The organism is Kaistella sp. CFF1-2, from assembly GCF_059509915.1.
This window is the reverse complement of the sequence record NZ_JCAKLF010000001.1, coordinates 97,299-114,733: the sequence shown is the minus strand read 5'-3', so window position 1 is coordinate 114,733 and position 17,435 is coordinate 97,299. Positions and strand designations below refer to the sequence as shown.

The following is a 17,435-nucleotide window of genomic DNA, read 5'->3' as shown; positions in this document are numbered from 1 at the left end:
TTGTATTTTAAGTTAATTCTAAATTCTTATTTACTTTTTTTCAAAATGGCGTAAATCTCCACTGCAAATCCCGCTACGACAAGTAAAGGCGCGATTCGGATTCGTCTGATGGAAAAGATGTCTTCGTTCCAATAATTCGGATCAAACGTTCCATCAGGGCGTGTATTGGCATCTGCTCCAAGCATTAGTGCAAATCCCAAAGCAATTAACCCCAAACCAATAAGCATCCACTTATAATTCTCCTTTCCGAAATAGAAAAGTTGGTTTTCCGCAGGTGCTGTAGATTTGCTCTCACCAAACTGTTCCGAGCTGAATCCTTGATTTTTTTTCTTTGCCATTTTATGAATAATATAAGTCGTCTACATTCGATTTTAGATACCTCCACGTTGCAAAAATTGAACTTAAAACCGTAATTAAAATTCCGATTGCAAAAATCAAAATCAACAACCAAATATATTTCGGATCATCTTGAATGAAATCCTGACCAATTTCTTTTGTAAAATAGAACCAAACTCCGAACAACACTGCAGAACCAATTAGAGCTCCAATTGTTCCTAAAATAGCGGCTTCTTTAATAAACGGCTTCAAAATAAAGCGACGTTTTGCGCCCACCAACTGCATCGTTTTGATGATGAATCTCTTGGAGAAAATCTTTAAACGAATCGAGTTGTTAATTAAAACGACTGCAAGAATTAGGAAAATAACAGAGAATCCTAAAATCCATTTCAAAATTCGGTTCAAGTTATTGTATACTTCCACCATTAACGTACTGTTATTTTTTACTTCAACAATACCGGGAATGCTACTTAATTCTTTGATTGCTCCATCAATTTTTGCTGGATCCACATATTCTGGTTTCAGCGCAACTTCTACTGAAGATGGAAAAATATTGGTATCAAACAACGCTTCCGAATCAATACCCATACTCTTTTTAGCTTCTTGAGAAGCCATTTCACGGCTGATGTACGTCGCTTTTTTCACAGGAGTCAGTGCATTGATTTTTGTTAATGCTTCTTGTTCCTGCTTAAAAATCGCTGCAGAATCTTTGGGATCGTAGTTTTCATCAAAATACGCATTCACAACCAACTGCTCCTTGATGTAGTCGGAATATTTTTGTGCATTGATTAAAATAAGCCCAATTAAACCTAAAAGAAAAAGTACGAGAGCGATAGAAATAACCACGGTAATATTACTGGATCGTAACCTACTTCTATCAAATTCATCCGCTGTCTTAGCCATTCATCTAAAAATTTTGGCTAAAATAGAAAAAATCTTCCGAAATTTGCCACGATTCATGGAAAATTAGGTGTTAATAAAATTATAAAATACATTGTCAGTAAAAGCCAAAAAACATTTAGGACAGCATTTTCTCACCGATGAGAACATCGCTGCAAAGATCGTCAATTCACTATCTATAGAAGGATATCAAGCCGTTTTGGAAGTTGGTCCTGGTATGGGAGTTCTTACCAAATACTTGCTGGATCAGCCTTCGAAAGTATTTTTGGCGGAGATCGACAATGAGTCTATCGCTTATTTGAAAGATAATTACGAAAAAATTACTGACGAAACCTTTGTTGGTGACTTTCTAAAAACAGATTTTGAGTTTGTTAAAGACCAACAATTGGCCATTATTGGAAACTTTCCGTATAATATTTCGTCTCAAATTTTATTTAAAATTATCGATCATTATCAGCAAATTCCTGAAATGGTTGGGATGTTCCAAAAAGAAGTAGCAGAGCGAACGGCAGCGGTTCCGAGAACCAAAGATTACGGAATTTTATCGGTGATGATTCAAGCGTATTATGACGTTAAATATCTGTTTACGGTTCATGAGAACGTTTTTAATCCTCCACCAAAAGTAAAATCGGGCGTTATCAGAATGGCGCGAAATCCGAAAGAAGGATTGGCTGGAAATGAAGTCCTTTTCAAAAGTATTGTAAAAACAGGCTTCAACCAAAGACGTAAAAAACTTTCTAATGCTTTGAAACCAATAGGTATTCCTGAAGGTTTAAAAGAGCATCCGTTTTTGGATAAAAGAGCAGAAGAATTGTCGGTAGTCGATTTTATTTCATTTACCCAAGAGTGGAAAGCGTTGAGTTAATACGTTTCCTCTTCGGTATCTGTTTCTTCAGAATCGTCTTCCTCATCACGCTTTAGCTTTTCTAATTCATCCATTAGAAGAGCTATTTTTTCTTTGAGGTTTTTGATCTCCGATTTATTGTTGTTGACATTGCTTTTCAAAATCACATTTTTTGCACGTTCTGTGTGATCTTCATCCTCTTCATCTTCGTTGATTTCTTCTAGATCTTCTTGAATGTCCTCAATGTCCTCCGAAATTTCGTCTATATCTTCACTAATATCCTCCAAATCTTCTTGGATATCCTCAATATCTTCGGAGATTTCATCAATGTCATCGCTAATATCTTCAATATCTTCTTGGATATCTTCGATGTCTTCTTGGATTTCGGTTACATCTTCACGAATATCTTCAATATGTTCTTGACTTTTATTAACGGACATCTGAATGAAAATCGCCAAATAAATGGCTTCTAGAGACAATATGGTTGTCAATGTTAACAACATTTTGTCAAAAGGCACGAGGTTAAATAAAGGCAAAAGAAAACACGCTAAGAAAATCAACGTATGGGCAACAAGTGACGGAATCGACCCAATCCACCACATAATTCCGTTGGCAATTCTTTCTAAAAAATCAATCTTTTCTTTTGCTTTCTCTTCCATCTTTTCTTCAATTAGTATACTACAAGTATAGTATAAGTTCTATTTTGCCGATTGAAAAATCTCTTTTTCCGAATTGCAAAAATAGCGACTTTCAACGGATAAATTGTTTCATTTAGATTAACAAATCTTTTGAAACTCCTATCCCAAAAAGTGCGAAGTCATATTTAGCAGGATCAGTAGAATCTAGATTTCGAAGGAAAACGTCCATTTCCTCCACTGTTTTCCAATCGTTTTGAGTTCGCTTCACCATTCCTAAACTTCGAGAGACATTCGCTGTATGCACATCCAACGGAACCGAAAGATAACGTTGATCAAGGTTTTTCCAAATTCCAAAATCAACACCACGTTTATCTTGACGAACCATCCAACGTAAATACATCACCAAACGCTTTGCAGCAGAATTTTTATAGGTTGAACTCACATGCTTGAAACTTCGATGTTTCGGTTGCGAACCAAAAAATGACTTTCGGAATCGTTCTAAAGCATGGTAAAAATTGGTTTCATTCTCTTGAAGTAAAAAATATGATTCCAAACTTTCTTCTTTAGAATACAAACGCTTTAAAGCTTCTAAAAAAAATTGAAAATCTCCCGCTGAAAATGTTCTATGAACGGCTTTTGAACCGAGTTTTTCAAAATCCGAATCTTGTGCATTCATAACAAAATCGTAGGGAGAATTCCCCATAAAATCCATCATTTTATTTGCACTTGAAATAATAGATTTTCGATTCCCCCAAGCGATTGTTGCCGCCAAAAAGCCTGCAATTTCAATGTCTTGTTTCAAACTAAAACGATGCGGAATTTGAATTGGATCATTCACAATGAAATTGGGATCGTTATATTGATCTGCTTTTTCATCTAAATAAACTTTTAATTCTGAAAATTTCATAGGTTTACGGCATTCTGCTTTCTAGCAAAACCGGTTCTAATGCTTTTGGTAAGAATGTATTTGGAAAAATCTTTCGAGCTTCGTCGGTGAAAACACTCAGATCCGAATAACGATTCGAAAAATGCCCTAAAATGAGTTTTCCAACTTGAGCTTCTTTAGCAATCATTGCTGCTTCTAAAGCCGTTGTATGACCTGTATAATCGGCCATTTCCTTTAAATCATGTAGGAAAGTGGCTTCGTGATACAAAACATCCACATTTTTAATGATTGGAATAATTTCTTTTCGATAGCGCGTATCACTACAAAATGCATACGAAACAGCTGGAGTTGGCTCTAATGTTAATGCTTCGTTCTTCAAAACATAACCATCCTCCAAAACAAAATCTTTTCCGTTTTTCAAATTATGATAATCACATGCTTCAATTTCGGGATACTTACAAATTTCACTCATGTTAAGATGTCTTGGTTTTTCCTTCTCTCGAAACAAATACCCGTTACAATAAATACGGTGATCTAGCGGAATTGTATAAACTTCTATCGCTTTATCTTCATAAATTTTTTGAGATTCATTGCCTTCCAATTCGTGATAAACAACTTCAAAACCACGATGCGTTTCCGTAATATCAAAGATGGTTTCTAACATTTTCTTGATGCCTTTCGGACCAAAAACATGCAGCGGAGTTTCTCTTCCCAACAAGCGGAAAGACGCAATTAAACCTGGCAAACCAAAACAATGATCGCCATGCAAGTGCGAAATAAAAATATGATTAATCTTGGAAAAACGCGCTTTCGCTTTGCGTAATTGCACTTGAGTTCCTTCGCCACAATCAATCAAAAAAGAGCGTTCTGCCATTTCTAGGAATTGCGCTGTAGGCGCCGTATTCACCGTTGGAATAGCCGAATTAAAACCCAATATAGTAATGTATGAACTCACAAGATTGCTGTTTTGAAATTAGTAAAAACTCAAATATACACAAGTAAACCGAATTTTAGGAATTCACAAATTCGCTAATAAAATGCAGCTTTACATTTGGGAATTTCTCTTGAGTCATCGTGATCGTAAAAGAAGAATCGGCTAAAAACACCAATTGATCGTATTTATCACGAGCTAAGAAACGCTGTTTCAATCGTGCAAATTCTTTAAATTCTTCTGATTTTTCATCCGCTTCAACCCAACATGCTTTGTGAATTGAAATAGGCTCATACGAACATTTTGCTCCGTATTCATGCTCCAAACGGTATTGAATCACCTCAAACTGAAGCGCTCCTACCGTACCAATAATCTTACGGTTATTCATTTCCATGGTAAACAACTGCGCAACTCCTTCGTCCATTAACTGATCAATTCCTTTTGCTAATTGTTTTGCTTTCAAAGGATCCACATTATTTATATATCGGAAATGTTCTGGCGAGAAGTTCGGAATTCCACGGAAATTCAATTTTTCACCCATGGTTAGCGTATCTCCAATTCGGAAATTCCCTGTATCATGCAATCCTACGATATCTCCAGGGAAACTTTCATCCACAATTTCCTTTTTATCTGCGAAAAAGGCATTGGGTGATGAGAATTTCATTTTCTTGTTCTCACGAACCAAAAGATAGTTTTCATTTCTTTTGAATGTTCCCGAAACGATTTTCACGAAAGCCAAACGGTCGCGGTGTTTCGGATCCATATTGGCGTGAATTTTAAATACAAATCCAGAGAAATTCTTTTCCTCCGGCTTTACAATACGTTCATCGGATTGCTTTGGTTGAGGCATTGGCGCAATTTCAATAAACGCATCCAATAATTCTTGAACACCAAAATTATTCAAAGCAGAACCAAAGAAAACGGGCTGTTGCAAACCATCTACATAATCTTCACGATTAAATTCTGGATACACGGATTGAATTAAATCCAATTCTTCTCTTAACGTTTCCGCTGCTTTAGAACCAATTAATTCATCAATTTTTGGGTCGTTCACATCATCAAATTTGATGGAATCTCCAATTTTCTGTTTTTTCTCTTCTAAAAATAACTGAATATTGTTTTCCCAAATATTATAAATTCCTTGAAAGTCGCTTCCCATACCAATTGGCAACGAAAGTGGAACAACTCTCAAACCTAATTTTTGTTCAACTTCATCCAATAAGTCGAAGGCATCTTTCCCTTCTCTGTCCAATTTATTAATGAAGACAATCATCGGAATATTTCTCATACGGCACACTTCAACAAGCTTTTCCGTTTGCTCCTCTACCCCTTTTGCCACGTCTACCACGACAATTACAGAATCCACAGCTGTTAAAGTTCGGTAGGTATCTTCTGCAAAATCTTTGTGACCAGGCGTATCGAGAATATTAATTTTGAATCCTTTATAGTTGAAAGCCAGTACAGATGTCGCTACCGAGATCCCTCTTTGGCGCTCAATTTCCATGAAATCGGACGTTGCTCCTTTCTTAATTTTATTGGATTTTACCGCTCCAGCCTCCTGAATCGCTCCTCCAAAAAGTAGCAATTTCTCCGTTAACGTCGTCTTACCAGCATCTGGGTGTGCGATAATTCCAAAGGTTTTACGTTTTTGTATTTCTTTTACTAAATCTGACATATCGTAAATTATGGGTGCAAAAATCGTGAATTTTAGCGAGATTGGAAAATCATTTATATTTGTTTTCTAAATCTGAATAATGAATTCTATAAATACACTTCCGAAGTACAAATTTGATTGGCTAGGCTTGGTTGTTTTGGCGGCTGGTGGAATCGTCCCATCAATTATTGTTACCCTTATTGGTGTCGGATATGGGATGATGACCGATACAGAAATCCTAGAAAGTGACAGCTTTCTTGTAATTTCAAATTTATTACTGTGGTTAGGAGCTATTGCGGCTTTTGATTTTATTATTTGTAGAAATCAAACCAAGAAAAAATTGAATTTTAATTTTTCTCCAAAAGATGCGACGACTTGGCTTATTATTTTCCCCATGATTTTTGGAATGGGTCTTATAGCTGAAGTTTTAACGAATTTTATTCCAACTACAGGACCAGTTTTTGGAAAATTATATAAGCAATTTGAATATCTCATGTCCCGATTGACGCTCGATGTTCCAACTATGATTTTCACGGCGGTCATTATGGCGCCTATATTCGAAGAAATTGTATTTCGCGGGATTATTCAAAAAGGGATGATTAATAATGGTGTTTCAGCGAACAAAGCGATTTGGATAACCTCTGTTCTATTTGGACTTGTTCATGGAAATTTGTGGCAGTTTGGTGGCGCCGTTCTTCTAGGGTACGTTTTAGGAATTGTTTACGAGAAAACGCAGTCGTTATTGTTGCCTATTTTACTGCATCTATTCAACAATTTGATGGCAACGTTGATGATTAAATATATTGGGACAGATAGCTATGCAAATTATTTTGAAGTTTCGCCGCTTGTCATTTTGAGTATTGGAATCTGTATTGTAGTTTTAACATCGTATTTACTTGAGAAGAAATACCCCTCTCAAAGCATTAAAACAACTTTATCTTAATATTTTTTACCATGGAATTGCTTATTGCAACACATAACGAACATAAAAAAGAGGAAATTCAGCAAATTTTAGGAAGCGAATACACTGTAAAAAGCTTGCGCGATTACGATTTACATGATGAAATTGTTGAAGATGGACTCACCTTTGAACAAAACGCTTTAATTAAAGCCAAATACTGCTACGAAAAAACAGGAATTCCGAGTTTGGGCGATGATTCAGGATTGGTTGTTGAAGCTTTGGATGGCCGTCCTGGAATCTATTCTGCGCGCTATGCAGGTGATCACGATTTTGCAAAGAACATTGAAAAAGTTTTAGAAGAAATGCAAAATGAATCTAATCGAAAGGCGTATTTCACAACGGTTTTATGTTTCTATAATGAACAAGGAGCGTTTTATTTTGACGGAAAAGTTCATGGAAATTTGTTAGAAGAAAATCGTGGACATCAAGGATTTGGATACGACCCAATTTTCGTTGCAAATGGTGAGAGCATTACGTTTGCCGAAATGGATCCCGCTGAAAAAAACAAAATCAGCCACCGAAAAAATGCATTGGATAAGTTTTTAGAATTTTATAAAACATCCTCTGAATCATAAAACCATAAAAAAATCCGAAGCAAAGCTTCGGATTTTCTTTTATTATTCTTTCATATTAACTACTTTATCCACTACATATTTCGAGTTTCCTCGCCATGGCAATGTACCATGATATTCTTTGTAGTGAAGTTCAAAATACTTTCCGCTATTCTGTTCAAGTTGCTTGAAAACTTCTTCATTTTCAATTGAAAATTCGAATTCGTAGCTTGTTAAATTCCCTGTTTTAGGATTTCCACCAAAACCACGCTGAATCAACTTTCCTTCGTAGGTTTTGAAAACATTTCCTTTGTAAACCGCGTAATTCAGATCTCCTGATTTTACACCTTCACCAAAAACAAAATAGAATTTGTACCAAACAAAACCTGCTAAGCCTAAAACAACGGCTACTAGAATAATCCAAACGTATTTCATAATTAAAAAGTAGTTAGATAAAGCTACATATTATTTCTTAGAAATAGCTCTAGAAATCACAATTTTTTGGATTTCTGAAGTTCCTTCATAAATCTGCGTAATCTTCGCATCACGCATCATTCTTTCTACGTGATATTCCTTCACATAACCGTAACCACCGTGGATTTGAACCGCTTCTACCGTTGTATCCATAGCAACTTGAGATGCATATAATTTAGCCATAGCACCCGATTCTGAAATATCTTTTCCTTCGTCTTTTTCCGCAGCCGCTTTGTACACCAACATTCTTGCAGCCATAACATTCACATGCATATCTGCTAATTTGAATGCAATCGCTTGGTGATTGATAATTTCTGTATTGAATGCTTTTCTCACTTTAGCATAAGCCAAAGCCAATTCATAAGCTCCAGAAGCAATACCTAACGCTTGAGATGCGATCCCGATACGTCCACCATTCAAAACAGCCATCGCAAAGTTGAAACCAAATCCGTCTTCCCCAATTCTGTTTTCTTTTGGAACTTTAACATCATTGAAAATCAACGTATGTGTATCACTTCCTCTAATTCCTAATTTATCTTCTTTTGCGCCAACAACGAAACCTTCCCATCCTTTTTCAACGATAAAAGCATTAATTCCTTTATGTTTTTTCTCAGGATTAGTTTGCGCGATTACGATATAATACGTTGCATTACCACCATTGGTAATCCAGTTTTTTGTTCCGTTTAATAAATAATAATCGCCTTTATCTTCGGCAGTTGTTCTTTGAGAAGTCGCATCAGAACCTGCTTCTGGCTCAGAAAGTGCAAAAGCTCCAATAACATCTCCTTTTGCAAGTGGCGTCAAGTATTTTACTTTTTGCTCTTCGCTTGCATATTTTTCTAATCCAGCACAAACTAATGAGTTATTTACAGACATAATTACGGCAGCAGAAGCATCTACTTTCGCAATTTCTTCCATAGCAACAACGTATGAAACAGCGTCTAAACCAGCACCACCGTATTGAGGATCAACCATCATACCCAAAAATCCAAGCTCAGCCATTTTCTTAACTTGCTCTGTAGGAAACTTTTGGTCACGATCTCTTTCGATTACGCCTGGTAAAAGCTCGGTCTGCGCAAAATCTCTTGCAGCCTGCTGAATCATTAATTGTTCTTCTGTTAAATTGAAATCCATATCACTTAAATAATTATCGCACTAATTTAAGGTTTTTCGATAAGTTGGAAAAATTATTTATTTGTTGGTGTTATAAATAATTTTATATTTACAAAAAAGCTGTTTTTTGCAGTTTTACTTAAATATTTTTAATTAAATCACGTATATGAATATTAAAAGATTATTTGATGTTGCTTACTATGCGCATGAAAAGTTCCCCAAAACGGACATGTTTGCGACCAAATATCAAGGTCTATGGAAGAAAACGTCAACTCAAAAATTTATTAATACTGGAAATAAATTTTCAAGAGGTTTATTAAAACTAGGAATCAAGCCTGGAGATAAAATCGCAGTGATTACATCTGCAACGCGTACAGAATGGGCTGTTGTCGATTTTGGAAGTCTTCAAATTGGTGCGATTACCGTTCCTGTATATCCAACTATTTCACCCGCAGACTACGATTTCATCTTCAATAATGCGGAAGTAAAATATTGTTTTGTTTCAGACAAAGAACTCTTGGATAAAGTCAATGAAATTAAAGCCAATGTTGCTTCACTAGAAGGTGTTTTTACTTTTGATGAAATTACGGGAGCTGCAAACTGGAAAGAAATTCTAAGTCTTGGCGAAGAAGAAGCTACACAAATTGAAGTGGACGATCTATCTAAAGCAATTAGTCCAGAAGACTTAGCAACAATTATTTATACGTCAGGAACAACAGGAAGACCAAAAGGAGTTATGTTGACGCATGACAACATCGTTTCCAACGTATTGGCATCTATGGAACGTATTCCTGTAAGAAAAGGTTTAGATTATAAAGAGACACGCGCATTAAGCTTCTTGCCGATTTGTCATATTTTCGAAAGAATGTTATTCTACCTATATCAGTCCAATGGTTTTTCATTGTATTTTGCTGAAAGTATCGAAAAAATGGGTGAAAACATCAAGGAAGTTAAACCGCATTACATGACGGTTGTTCCTAGACTTTTAGAAAAAGTATATGATAAAATTTACGACAAAGGTGTTTCTGCTGGTGGTTTGAAGGCAAAAATTTTCCTTTGGGCATTAAGCGTTAATGAGGCTAAAAAAGAAATTTCAAAACCATCAGGTTTGAAGGAAATTATTGCGGATAAATTGGTTTTCAAAAAATGGCGTGAAGGACTAGGTGGTGAATTGGTGACTTTGGTTTCTGGATCTGCCGCTTTATCATCACGTTTGAATTTAATCTTCCAAAATGCGGGAATCCCTGTACTAGAAGGTTATGGTTTGACAGAAACATCACCCGTAATTTCGGTGAACTCGTTTGGAAAAATCAAAGTAGGAACCGTGGGTCATGTTCTTAACAATTTAAAAGTTAAAATTCAAGAAGACGGTGAAATTACTGTTAAAGGACCATCGGTATTCAAAGGGTATTTCAAAAATGAAGAGATGACCAAAGAAGTTTTCACCGAAGATGGTTTCTTTAGAACTGGTGATATTGGCCATATTGATGAAGAAGGTTTCTTGAAAATCACCGATCGTAAAAAGGAAATGTTCAAAACTTCAGGTGGAAAATACATTGCGCCGCAAATGATCGAAAACCAAGCAAAAGCTTCAAAATTTATTGAACAAATTATGGTTGTTGGTGATGGTGAAAAGATGCCATGCGCCATCGTTCAACCAGATTTTGCATTTGCTAAGAATTGGGCTGCTTTGAAAGGTCATAAAATTGGAGACACGCCTCAAGAAATGGCACAAAGTCAAGTTCTAAAAGATCGTATTGAAAAAGAAATTCAAACGATGAACAAGAGCTTAGGAAACTGGGAACAGATTAAGAAAATAGAATTATCGCCAGAAGTTTGGTCTATTGAAGGTGGCGAATTAACACCAACTCTAAAACTAAAACGTAAAGCGATTAAAGAAAAATATATGGACTTGTACAACAAGTTATATCACAAAGACTAACAAAGAAAAAGACCGCAAATTGCGGTCTTTTTTATTTCAAATCAATCAAAAATTAAGAGAACTTAATTACCGATTTCATTTTTTCATTTTCTTCCATTACCAATTCGTCATCAACAAGGATTTTCCCAGAATGCTCGTCAATAATGATTTTCTTTCTTTGCGCAAGTTCCATTTGCTTTTGTGGCGGAATTGTGAAGAAAGATCCTTTTGGAGCTCCTCTTTCTAATCCTACAACCGCAAGACCTGTGTTTGAGTTTTCACGGATTCTCTTATAAGAAGCCAATAATCTTTCATCGATTAATGAAGCAAACTCGTCTGATTTTCCTAATAAGAAATCTTCTTCTTTCTGAGTTTCAGCGATAAGACCATCCAATTCTTCTTTTTTGAATTTTAGGTGGCTCTTAAGCTCATCAATCTTTGTATCAAGATCTTCTAACTTTTGATTTTTATGCTCGATATTAACTCCGAATTCTTTGATTCTTTTTTCAGATAATTGAATTTCAAGATCTTGATATTCAATTTCTTTTTCCAAAGCCTCGTATTCTTTGTTATTACGTACGTTGTCTTGTTGCGTTTTGTACTTTTCAATAAGAGATTTCGCGTGGTTAATCACCTCGTTTTTCGTATTGATATCGTCATTCAAGCCTTTTGCTTCTTCACGAAACTTATCTGCTCTTTTTTCTAGGCCTTCGATTTCGATTTCCAAATCTTCCACTTCAACAGGAAGTTCCCCTCTTGTGTTTCGGATTTCGTCTAATCTAGAATCAATAATCTGAAGATCGTATAAAGCTCTTAGTTTATCTTCTACTGAAATTTCTGTGGTTTTCTTAGCCATATTTATAAAAAGTAATTAACAGGATTGGTATCCAAAATAGATTTTGAGATTGCAAATTTAGGAAATTTTTCCGACAATAAGTCAAATAATTGTTGACACACAAACTGTTCGGATTCAAAATGGCCAATATCGCCTAAAATGATTTTTCCTTCTGCTTGAAAAAAGTCATGATATTTCAGATCGCCTGTAAGATAAACATCGCAACCAACTGCTTTTGCTGCTGAAATTCCTGATGCTCCACTTCCGCCCAAAACACCTACTCTTTTCACTTTCTTTCCTAATAAACTAGAATGTCGAATAATTGGAATTTTAAAAACATCCTTCACCATTTGAAGAAAATCAACTTCATCCATTTCTTCGGGAAGTTCACCAAATCTACCTAAACCCGTATAATTTGATGTATTATCTAAAGCATAAATTTGATACGCTACTTCTTCATAAGGATGCGTTTTCTTCATCGTGTGAACAATTTGATGTTCTAAATGGCTTTCAAAAACCACGGAAATCAATTGTTCTTGAACATATTCTCGTTCATTGATATTTCCTAAAAATGGATTTGCTCCCGATTTTGGTTTAAAACTTCCTTTTCCAGAAATACTAAAACTACAGTCTTCATAAAAACCAATATTCCCCGCTCCTGCTTCAAATAAAGCATCGCGTAACATTCCTGCCTGTTGTTCGGGAACGTAGACTTCTAATTTTTTAAGATTATTAGATTTGGGCATTAAAATTTGTTGATTTTCCAATTTCAACGCTTCACAAATTCCATAATTTACACCAAAATAATCGTTGTCAAATGCTGTGTGGACGGCATAAATGGCAATTTTATTTTCAATAGCTTTCAAAACCGCACGTTCCACATAATTTTTTCCCGTTATAGACTTTAAACCTGAAAAAATAATTGGATGAAAAACAACAATCAAATTTTTATTTTGTTCAATTGCTTCATCAACTATATTTTCCAACGCATCATGACAAACTAAAATCCCCGAAACTTCGCGATCAGGAACGCCACACAGCAAGCCTACATTATCAAAATCCTCTGCTGTTGCAATTTTAAAAAGATGATTAAGTTGAGATACAACTTCCTTTAGAACCATTATTACTCTATTTTTTCACAATTTAACAAATTATTAGTTACTTTACCGAAAATTCGCAGAAAGATCGATCATGCATATTAGGCCCGAACATAATTTAAGACCCGTAAAGAACCCTTTTCTGAAGCAAATTTACAGAGTTATTTACTTTGCGGATACCCCAATGGGGAAACTTTTCGATATCTTTTTGTTGGTTTTAATCGTGATATCAACTTCCATGGTAATGATAGAAACCGTTCCGTGGATTCAAGCCAAATATCATATTTACATTTTCAGAATTGAATTTTTCATTACTATACTTTTCACAATAGAATATTTCCTCAGGATAATTACGGTAAAAGACAAACGAGAATATATTTTCAGCACACTGGGTATTCTAGACTTACTTGCCATTGTACCTTTCTTACTTAGTATTTTCTTTCCTGTATTGCATTATTTTGCTGTGATTCGAATGTTCCGAATGTTGCGAATTTTCCGAATTTTCAACTTGGCTGATTATATGGATGACTCGCAATATATTATGAGCGCCATGAAAAATAGTTCAAGGAAAATCTACATTTTCCTTCTATTCATCTCAGTATTCATCATCTTTATTGGGTGTATCATGTTCGTTGTAGAAGACGGCCAAAACGGCTTTACAAGTATCCCACAGAGTATTTATTGGGCGGTTGTTACCATTACAACGGTTGGTTATGGCGACGTTTCTCCAACTACGGGATTAGGAAAATTCATTTCTATCATTGTAATGCTTTGTGGTTATAGTATCATTGCTGTTCCTACGGGAATTGTCACTTCAGAATTGAAATATTCCCGAAGAAATTTTAAAAAACCATGCAATCGATGTGGCAATGAGGAAGTGGATGGTGATGCCCGTTATTGTAAAAAATGCGGTGAGAAATTAGTTTAAAAAAACAGCACCCAAGAAATTTGGATGCTGTAATCTCATAGAAGAGAAATAACTAATAACCTATAAAATTACGATTCTATAGTCTGTGAAATTAAAGCGTATCATCTACCACACCAAAATCAATGGTTAATACAGGTTCATAATACGTTTCAGATGATTCGCCAAGAAATAGCATAATACCATGGTCAATCATTGCTTGAGTAACTATTACTGGAGCAAGGACCAATTCATCTCTAACATAGGCAGGACCAGAAGATGCTTTAGATACTTTAAAAAACAAATCCTTAATTTTTGTTCCACCTGACTGATACAAAAAGGTAGAACTAACACTTGCATCCCCCGTATAAGCTGCAAATCTTGTAGAAGCGGCGTTGGATGTATTGATAGGATATTTCAATGAAATATTGATGGTAATCGCATGTCCCAATAATTGCTGAGGGATATTAATTTTATTAGTCGTATTATCCCAAATAACAAAATTATTTAGTGGATTACTTTCTGTAGTTTCTGAAGCTGAATAATTGCAACGAAATTGCTTTAAATTATTCCCAGAAGGAGATGTAATCCCTGTTATCCCTTGCTGATAGGTATCCGAATCATTTAAAAGAATATTCATAGGCTTAATATGAGCCGAATAATAGTTGTTTGTTGTATTACTGCTGACCATATTCGTCCAAACAGAGCCATCCCAATAAAAGAATCCTTTTCCCTTAAGATTGACTCCTTTTTCCCGTTTGATTTGCCGTAGATGCTGCAGCTGTACAATAAACTAAATTTCCTTCTGCTGCATTTGCAGGAATTGGCATCGTAAAAATTTCGTCACCCGTAAATTTTGGAATTAGAATTCCTTCAACTTTGGTAGAAGGCGATTTTCCTATAATTTCTAAAGTTGTCGTTGGTGAAGTGGTGTTTACTCCCACTTGCGATTTAAATATGCAAGGGAACATTAGCCCAAAGAAGACTAGAAAATAATTTTTTTTCATTGTGTTTGGTATTAGTTTTTGTACCTTAAAGTTAAAAAACTACACCAACCAAACTAAAAAACAGTAAAATATCACCCGAAAGTGAAATTTTGGGTGTCTATTTATTCGTTATGAGAAAATAAGAAAATCCTCATCAAATGAGTCTTTCGCGGCAGAATAACCGATTTCAAATATTTCATCTAAAACTTCGGTTTTACGTTCGAACATTCCAAATTTTGCTAATTTTTTTGACGTAATAAACCAATCACAAAAGGAAAATTTATATAATTCGGTTCGATAAGATAATAAATCATAAGAACGCGTTACCACTGATTTTAGCGTTTTAAGGTGCGAAATATCAATATCTTGAGGCGGAGAAACAAAAACGCCAATCATTTTTTCGCAATCATCTTTGATAATATCGGCAGGAAAATTGTTCAGAACTCCTCCATCGCTATAAATTTCGTCACCAAGTATGTAGGGCGTTGTAATTCCCGGAACGGAACACGAAGCAATAATTGCATCGATAATTTTGAAATCTTGATCAAAAATCTTTTGTTTTCCTGAAACCAATTCCGTTGCAACAATACGCACTTCTTTGTCTAAATCGCCAATTTTCATATCTCCAAAAATTGGATCCAGATACACTCTAAAAATTTTGGAAGAAACCAATCCTGGTTGATTAAAAGTGAAATGTTTCCAATTGAAAAAATAAACCGACTTGAAGAAATCTTTAATTTCTTGAGGACTTTTTCCTACCGCATACAAAGCACCAACGATAGAACCAGCACTACAACAGGCTAATAAAGTTGGCTCAATCCCTTTTTCATTTAAAAACTTCAGAGCGCCGGCATGAGCAACACCTTTGGTTCCGCCGCCCGATAAAACCATTCCTATTTTTTCCATTTTGATTTTGATATCGAATCAAAAATACAAAAAACCACCGCGATTGCAGTGGTTTTTATTATGTTTGAAATTCAAGTTTTAGATATGAATTACTTCTCCGTAAGCTGCGGCTGCTGCTTCCATTACAGCCTCTGAAATTGTTGGATGCGGGTGAATCGCTTTAATGATTTCATGACCTGTTGTTTCTAATTTTCTAGCCACAACCGCTTCTGCAATCATATCTGTAACTCCATCACCAACCATATGGCATCCTAACCATTCTCCGTATTTTGCATCGAAGATTACTTTGATAAATCCGTCTGTATCTCCATTTGCAGTCGCTTTTCCTGAAGCCGAAAACGGGAATTTACCTACTTTCAATTCATAGCCTTTTTCCTTCGCTTGCTTTTCTGTAAGACCTACAGATGCAACTTCCGGGTGGCAATAGGTACATCCTGGAATGTTAGAATAATCAATTTTTTCTACGTGAAGACCTTTTAGTTTTTCAACTAAAGTGATTCCTTCTGCAGAAGCCACGTGAGCCAAAGCTTGCGTTGGAATAATATCTCCAATTGCGTAATATCCTGGAACTGAAGTTTCGTACCATTCGTTAACCAAAACTCTGCCTTTATCTGTTTTGATACCTACTTCTTCCAAGCCAATTCCTTCAACATTCGCAGCGATACCAACCGCAGAAAGTAAAATATCCGCTTCTAAAACAACTTCTCCTTTTTCTGTTTTCACTTTCGCTTTCACTCCAGCACCTGAAGTATCAACCGATTCAACAGAAGAATTTGTCATGATTTCAATTCCTGCCTTCTTCAATGATTTTTCAACATGTTTTGAAACCTCTTCGTCTTCAACTGGAAGAATATTTGGCATAAATTCAACAACCGTCACTTTCGTTCCCATCGTGTGATAAAAATCTGCAAACTCAATTCCGATTGCTCCCGAACCCACAACAATCATTGATTTTGGCTGCTCAGGAAGAGAAAGCGCTTGTCTGTAACCGATTACTTTTTTACCGTCTTGAGGAAGGTTAGGAAGTTCTCTAGAACGAGCACCAGTAGCGATTATGATGTGGCTAGCTCCGTATTCCGTTACATTACCATCTTTATCAGTTACCGAAACTTTTTTTCCAGGTTTAACTTTAGCCGTTCCCATGATCACATCAATCTTGTTCTTTTTCATCAAGAACTGGATTCCACCGCTCATTTTAGAGGCAACTCCTCTACTTCTTTGGATCACGTTTGAGAAATCAAAACTTGGATTTTCTACTTTATTCAACCCATAATCTTCTGCATGTGTTAAATATTTGAAAACATGCGCCGATTTTAAAAGAGCTTTCGTTGGAATACATCCCCAGTTAAGGCAAATTCCACCCAAATTTTCTTTTTCAATGATCGCTGTTTTGAAACCTAATTGCGCAGCTCTAATTGCTGTAACATAACCACCAGGTCCACTTCCAATAACAATAATATCGTAGTTCATTCGATTAAAAATTTACTGCGAATTTAAT

Annotated in this window: 19 protein-coding genes; 5 read left to right on the top strand and 14 right to left on the bottom strand. The window is 35.6% G+C overall.

The genetic code is table 11. From position 1 onward, the window contains the following. Nucleotides 1–26 precede the first annotated feature (26 nt). Both AC5XHR_RS00515 and AC5XHR_RS00510 read right to left on the bottom strand, forming a co-directional pair. Nucleotides 27–338 carry a DUF3098 domain-containing protein gene (locus AC5XHR_RS00515; protein WP_495948812.1) on the bottom strand — a complete coding sequence of 104 codons (312 nt, stop codon included), beginning with the start codon at nucleotides 336–338 and terminating at the stop codon, nucleotides 27–29. A 1-nt stretch (nucleotide 339) separates the two neighbouring features. Beyond that, a complete protein-coding gene (locus tag AC5XHR_RS00510; RefSeq protein WP_495948811.1) occupies nucleotides 340–1,239 on the bottom strand; it encodes a cell division protein FtsX in 900 nt (299 codons plus the stop codon). 91 nt (nucleotides 1,240–1,330) lie between these two features. On the opposite strand from AC5XHR_RS00510, the gene rsmA reads away from it, so the two are divergent. Beyond that, entirely contained in the window at nucleotides 1,331–2,101 is a 771-nt protein-coding gene (gene rsmA / locus AC5XHR_RS00505; protein WP_495948810.1) for a 16S rRNA (adenine(1518)-N(6)/adenine(1519)-N(6))-dimethyltransferase RsmA, read from the top strand. Here the strand turns inward: rsmA and AC5XHR_RS00500 are convergent. The 4 genes from AC5XHR_RS00500 to AC5XHR_RS00485 form a co-directional block, all read right to left on the bottom strand. Next, on the bottom strand, nucleotides 2,098–2,739 hold the full coding sequence (locus tag AC5XHR_RS00500; protein ID WP_495948809.1) for a DUF1003 domain-containing protein: 642 nt from the start codon (nucleotides 2,737–2,739) through the stop codon (nucleotides 2,098–2,100). The two genes, rsmA and AC5XHR_RS00500, sit on opposite strands and share 4 nt — an antisense overlap. Before the next feature lie 112 nt (nucleotides 2,740–2,851). Further along, nucleotides 2,852–3,625 carry a TIGR02757 family protein gene (locus AC5XHR_RS00495; RefSeq protein WP_495948808.1) on the bottom strand — a complete coding sequence of 258 codons (774 nt, stop codon included), beginning with the start codon at nucleotides 3,623–3,625 and terminating at the stop codon, nucleotides 2,852–2,854. A gap of 4 nt (nucleotides 3,626–3,629) precedes the next feature. Continuing rightward, on the bottom strand, nucleotides 3,630–4,559 hold the full coding sequence (locus AC5XHR_RS00490) for a ribonuclease Z (protein WP_495948807.1): 930 nt from the start codon (nucleotides 4,557–4,559) through the stop codon (nucleotides 3,630–3,632). A gap of 55 nt (nucleotides 4,560–4,614) precedes the next feature. Beyond that, nucleotides 4,615–6,210, bottom strand: a complete 1,596-nt coding sequence (locus tag AC5XHR_RS00485; RefSeq protein WP_495948806.1) for a peptide chain release factor 3 — start codon at nucleotides 6,208–6,210, stop codon at nucleotides 4,615–4,617. A 79-nt stretch (nucleotides 6,211–6,289) separates the two neighbouring features. Here AC5XHR_RS00485 and AC5XHR_RS00480 point away from each other — a divergent pair, with 79 nt between their 5' ends. Together AC5XHR_RS00480 and rdgB are read left to right on the top strand one after the other, a co-directional pair. Further along, nucleotides 6,290–7,132, top strand: coding sequence for a CPBP family intramembrane glutamic endopeptidase (locus AC5XHR_RS00480; protein ID WP_495948805.1), 843 nt, complete (start codon nucleotides 6,290–6,292; stop codon nucleotides 7,130–7,132). A gap of 11 nt (nucleotides 7,133–7,143) precedes the next feature. Next, the gene (rdgB, locus tag AC5XHR_RS00475; protein WP_495948804.1) at nucleotides 7,144–7,725 is read left to right on the top strand and encodes an RdgB/HAM1 family non-canonical purine NTP pyrophosphatase; all 582 of its coding nucleotides are present in this window, start codon (nucleotides 7,144–7,146) and stop codon (nucleotides 7,723–7,725) included. A 42-nt stretch (nucleotides 7,726–7,767) separates the two neighbouring features. Here the strand turns inward: rdgB and AC5XHR_RS00470 are convergent, their stop codons facing one another. Continuing rightward, nucleotides 7,768–8,136 (bottom strand): hypothetical protein, encoded by a 369-nt coding sequence (locus AC5XHR_RS00470; RefSeq protein WP_495948803.1) that lies wholly within the window; start codon nucleotides 8,134–8,136, stop codon nucleotides 7,768–7,770. A 30-nt stretch (nucleotides 8,137–8,166) separates the two neighbouring features. Further along, on the bottom strand, nucleotides 8,167–9,309 hold the full coding sequence (locus AC5XHR_RS00465; RefSeq protein WP_495948802.1) for an acyl-CoA dehydrogenase family protein: 1,143 nt from the start codon (nucleotides 9,307–9,309) through the stop codon (nucleotides 8,167–8,169). 145 nt (nucleotides 9,310–9,454) lie between these two features. Between AC5XHR_RS00465 and AC5XHR_RS00460 the strand changes: the two genes are divergently transcribed. Next, nucleotides 9,455–11,230, top strand: a complete 1,776-nt coding sequence (locus AC5XHR_RS00460) for an AMP-dependent synthetase/ligase (protein ID WP_495948801.1) — start codon at nucleotides 9,455–9,457, stop codon at nucleotides 11,228–11,230. Between the two features lie 52 nt (nucleotides 11,231–11,282). Here AC5XHR_RS00460 and AC5XHR_RS00455 read toward each other — a convergent pair whose 3' ends face one another. Together AC5XHR_RS00455 and AC5XHR_RS00450 are read right to left on the bottom strand one after the other, a co-directional pair. Next, a complete protein-coding gene (locus tag AC5XHR_RS00455; protein ID WP_495948800.1) occupies nucleotides 11,283–12,065 on the bottom strand; it encodes a zinc ribbon domain-containing protein in 783 nt (260 codons plus the stop codon). Nucleotides 12,066–12,067: 2 nt separating this feature from the next. Next, complete coding sequence (locus AC5XHR_RS00450; protein ID WP_495948799.1) at nucleotides 12,068–13,165, bottom strand: Nif3-like dinuclear metal center hexameric protein; 1,098 nt, start codon at nucleotides 13,163–13,165, stop codon at nucleotides 12,068–12,070. A gap of 70 nt (nucleotides 13,166–13,235) precedes the next feature. Here AC5XHR_RS00450 and AC5XHR_RS00445 point away from each other — a divergent pair, with 70 nt between their 5' ends. Beyond that, the gene (locus AC5XHR_RS00445; RefSeq protein WP_495948798.1) at nucleotides 13,236–14,069 is read left to right on the top strand and encodes an ion transporter; all 834 of its coding nucleotides are present in this window, start codon (nucleotides 13,236–13,238) and stop codon (nucleotides 14,067–14,069) included. Between the two features lie 91 nt (nucleotides 14,070–14,160). Here AC5XHR_RS00445 and AC5XHR_RS00440 read toward each other — a convergent pair whose 3' ends face one another. The 4 genes from AC5XHR_RS00440 to lpdA form a co-directional block, all read right to left on the bottom strand. Further along, the gene (locus AC5XHR_RS00440) at nucleotides 14,161–14,736 is read right to left on the bottom strand and encodes a hypothetical protein (RefSeq protein WP_495948797.1); all 576 of its coding nucleotides are present in this window, start codon (nucleotides 14,734–14,736) and stop codon (nucleotides 14,161–14,163) included. Nucleotides 14,737–14,779: 43 nt separating this feature from the next. Then, complete coding sequence (locus AC5XHR_RS00435; RefSeq protein WP_495948796.1) at nucleotides 14,780–15,052, bottom strand: hypothetical protein; 273 nt, start codon at nucleotides 15,050–15,052, stop codon at nucleotides 14,780–14,782. 108 nt (nucleotides 15,053–15,160) lie between these two features. Continuing rightward, nucleotides 15,161–15,937: a patatin-like phospholipase family protein gene (locus AC5XHR_RS00430; RefSeq protein ID WP_495948795.1), complete on the bottom strand. Its 777-nt coding sequence runs from the start codon at nucleotides 15,935–15,937 to the stop codon at nucleotides 15,161–15,163. Between the two features lie 78 nt (nucleotides 15,938–16,015). Continuing rightward, a complete protein-coding gene (gene lpdA, locus AC5XHR_RS00425) occupies nucleotides 16,016–17,407 on the bottom strand; it encodes a dihydrolipoyl dehydrogenase (protein ID WP_495948794.1) in 1,392 nt (463 codons plus the stop codon). Nucleotides 17,408–17,435 lie beyond the last annotated feature (28 nt).

Bases quoted from the DNA above. Each gene is read 5' to 3' on its own strand.
- AC5XHR_RS00435 (WP_495948796.1), bottom strand. From the start codon at position 15,052: ATGAAAAAAAATTATTTTCTAGTCTTCTTTGGGCTAATGTTCCCTTGC.
- AC5XHR_RS00455 (WP_495948800.1), bottom strand. From the start codon at position 12,065: ATGGCTAAGAAAACCACAGAAATTTCAGTAGAAGATAAACTAAGAGCT.
- AC5XHR_RS00430 (WP_495948795.1), bottom strand. From the start codon at position 15,937: ATGGAAAAAATAGGAATGGTTTTATCGGGCGGCGGAACCAAAGGTGTT.
- AC5XHR_RS00515 (WP_495948812.1), bottom strand. From the start codon at position 338: ATGGCAAAGAAAAAAAATCAAGGATTCAGCTCGGAACAGTTTGGTGAG.
- AC5XHR_RS00470 (WP_495948803.1), bottom strand. From the start codon at position 8,136: ATGAAATACGTTTGGATTATTCTAGTAGCCGTTGTTTTAGGCTTAGCA.
- AC5XHR_RS00485 (WP_495948806.1), bottom strand. From the start codon at position 6,210: ATGTCAGATTTAGTAAAAGAAATACAAAAACGTAAAACCTTTGGAATT.
- AC5XHR_RS00495 (WP_495948808.1), bottom strand. From the start codon at position 3,625: ATGAAATTTTCAGAATTAAAAGTTTATTTAGATGAAAAAGCAGATCAA.
- lpdA (WP_495948794.1), bottom strand. From the start codon at position 17,407: ATGAACTACGATATTATTGTTATTGGAAGTGGACCTGGTGGTTATGTT.
- AC5XHR_RS00450 (WP_495948799.1), bottom strand. From the start codon at position 13,165: ATGGTTCTAAAGGAAGTTGTATCTCAACTTAATCATCTTTTTAAAATT.
- AC5XHR_RS00440 (WP_495948797.1), bottom strand. From the start codon at position 14,736: ATGGTCAGCAGTAATACAACAAACAACTATTATTCGGCTCATATTAAG.
- AC5XHR_RS00500 (WP_495948809.1), bottom strand. From the start codon at position 2,739: ATGGAAGAGAAAGCAAAAGAAAAGATTGATTTTTTAGAAAGAATTGCC.
- AC5XHR_RS00510 (WP_495948811.1), bottom strand. From the start codon at position 1,239: ATGGCTAAGACAGCGGATGAATTTGATAGAAGTAGGTTACGATCCAGT.
- rdgB (WP_495948804.1), top strand. From the start codon at position 7,144: ATGGAATTGCTTATTGCAACACATAACGAACATAAAAAAGAGGAAATT.
- AC5XHR_RS00465 (WP_495948802.1), bottom strand. From the start codon at position 9,309: ATGGATTTCAATTTAACAGAAGAACAATTAATGATTCAGCAGGCTGCA.
- AC5XHR_RS00445 (WP_495948798.1), top strand. From the start codon at position 13,236: ATGCATATTAGGCCCGAACATAATTTAAGACCCGTAAAGAACCCTTTT.
- AC5XHR_RS00480 (WP_495948805.1), top strand. From the start codon at position 6,290: ATGAATTCTATAAATACACTTCCGAAGTACAAATTTGATTGGCTAGGC.
- AC5XHR_RS00460 (WP_495948801.1), top strand. From the start codon at position 9,455: ATGAATATTAAAAGATTATTTGATGTTGCTTACTATGCGCATGAAAAG.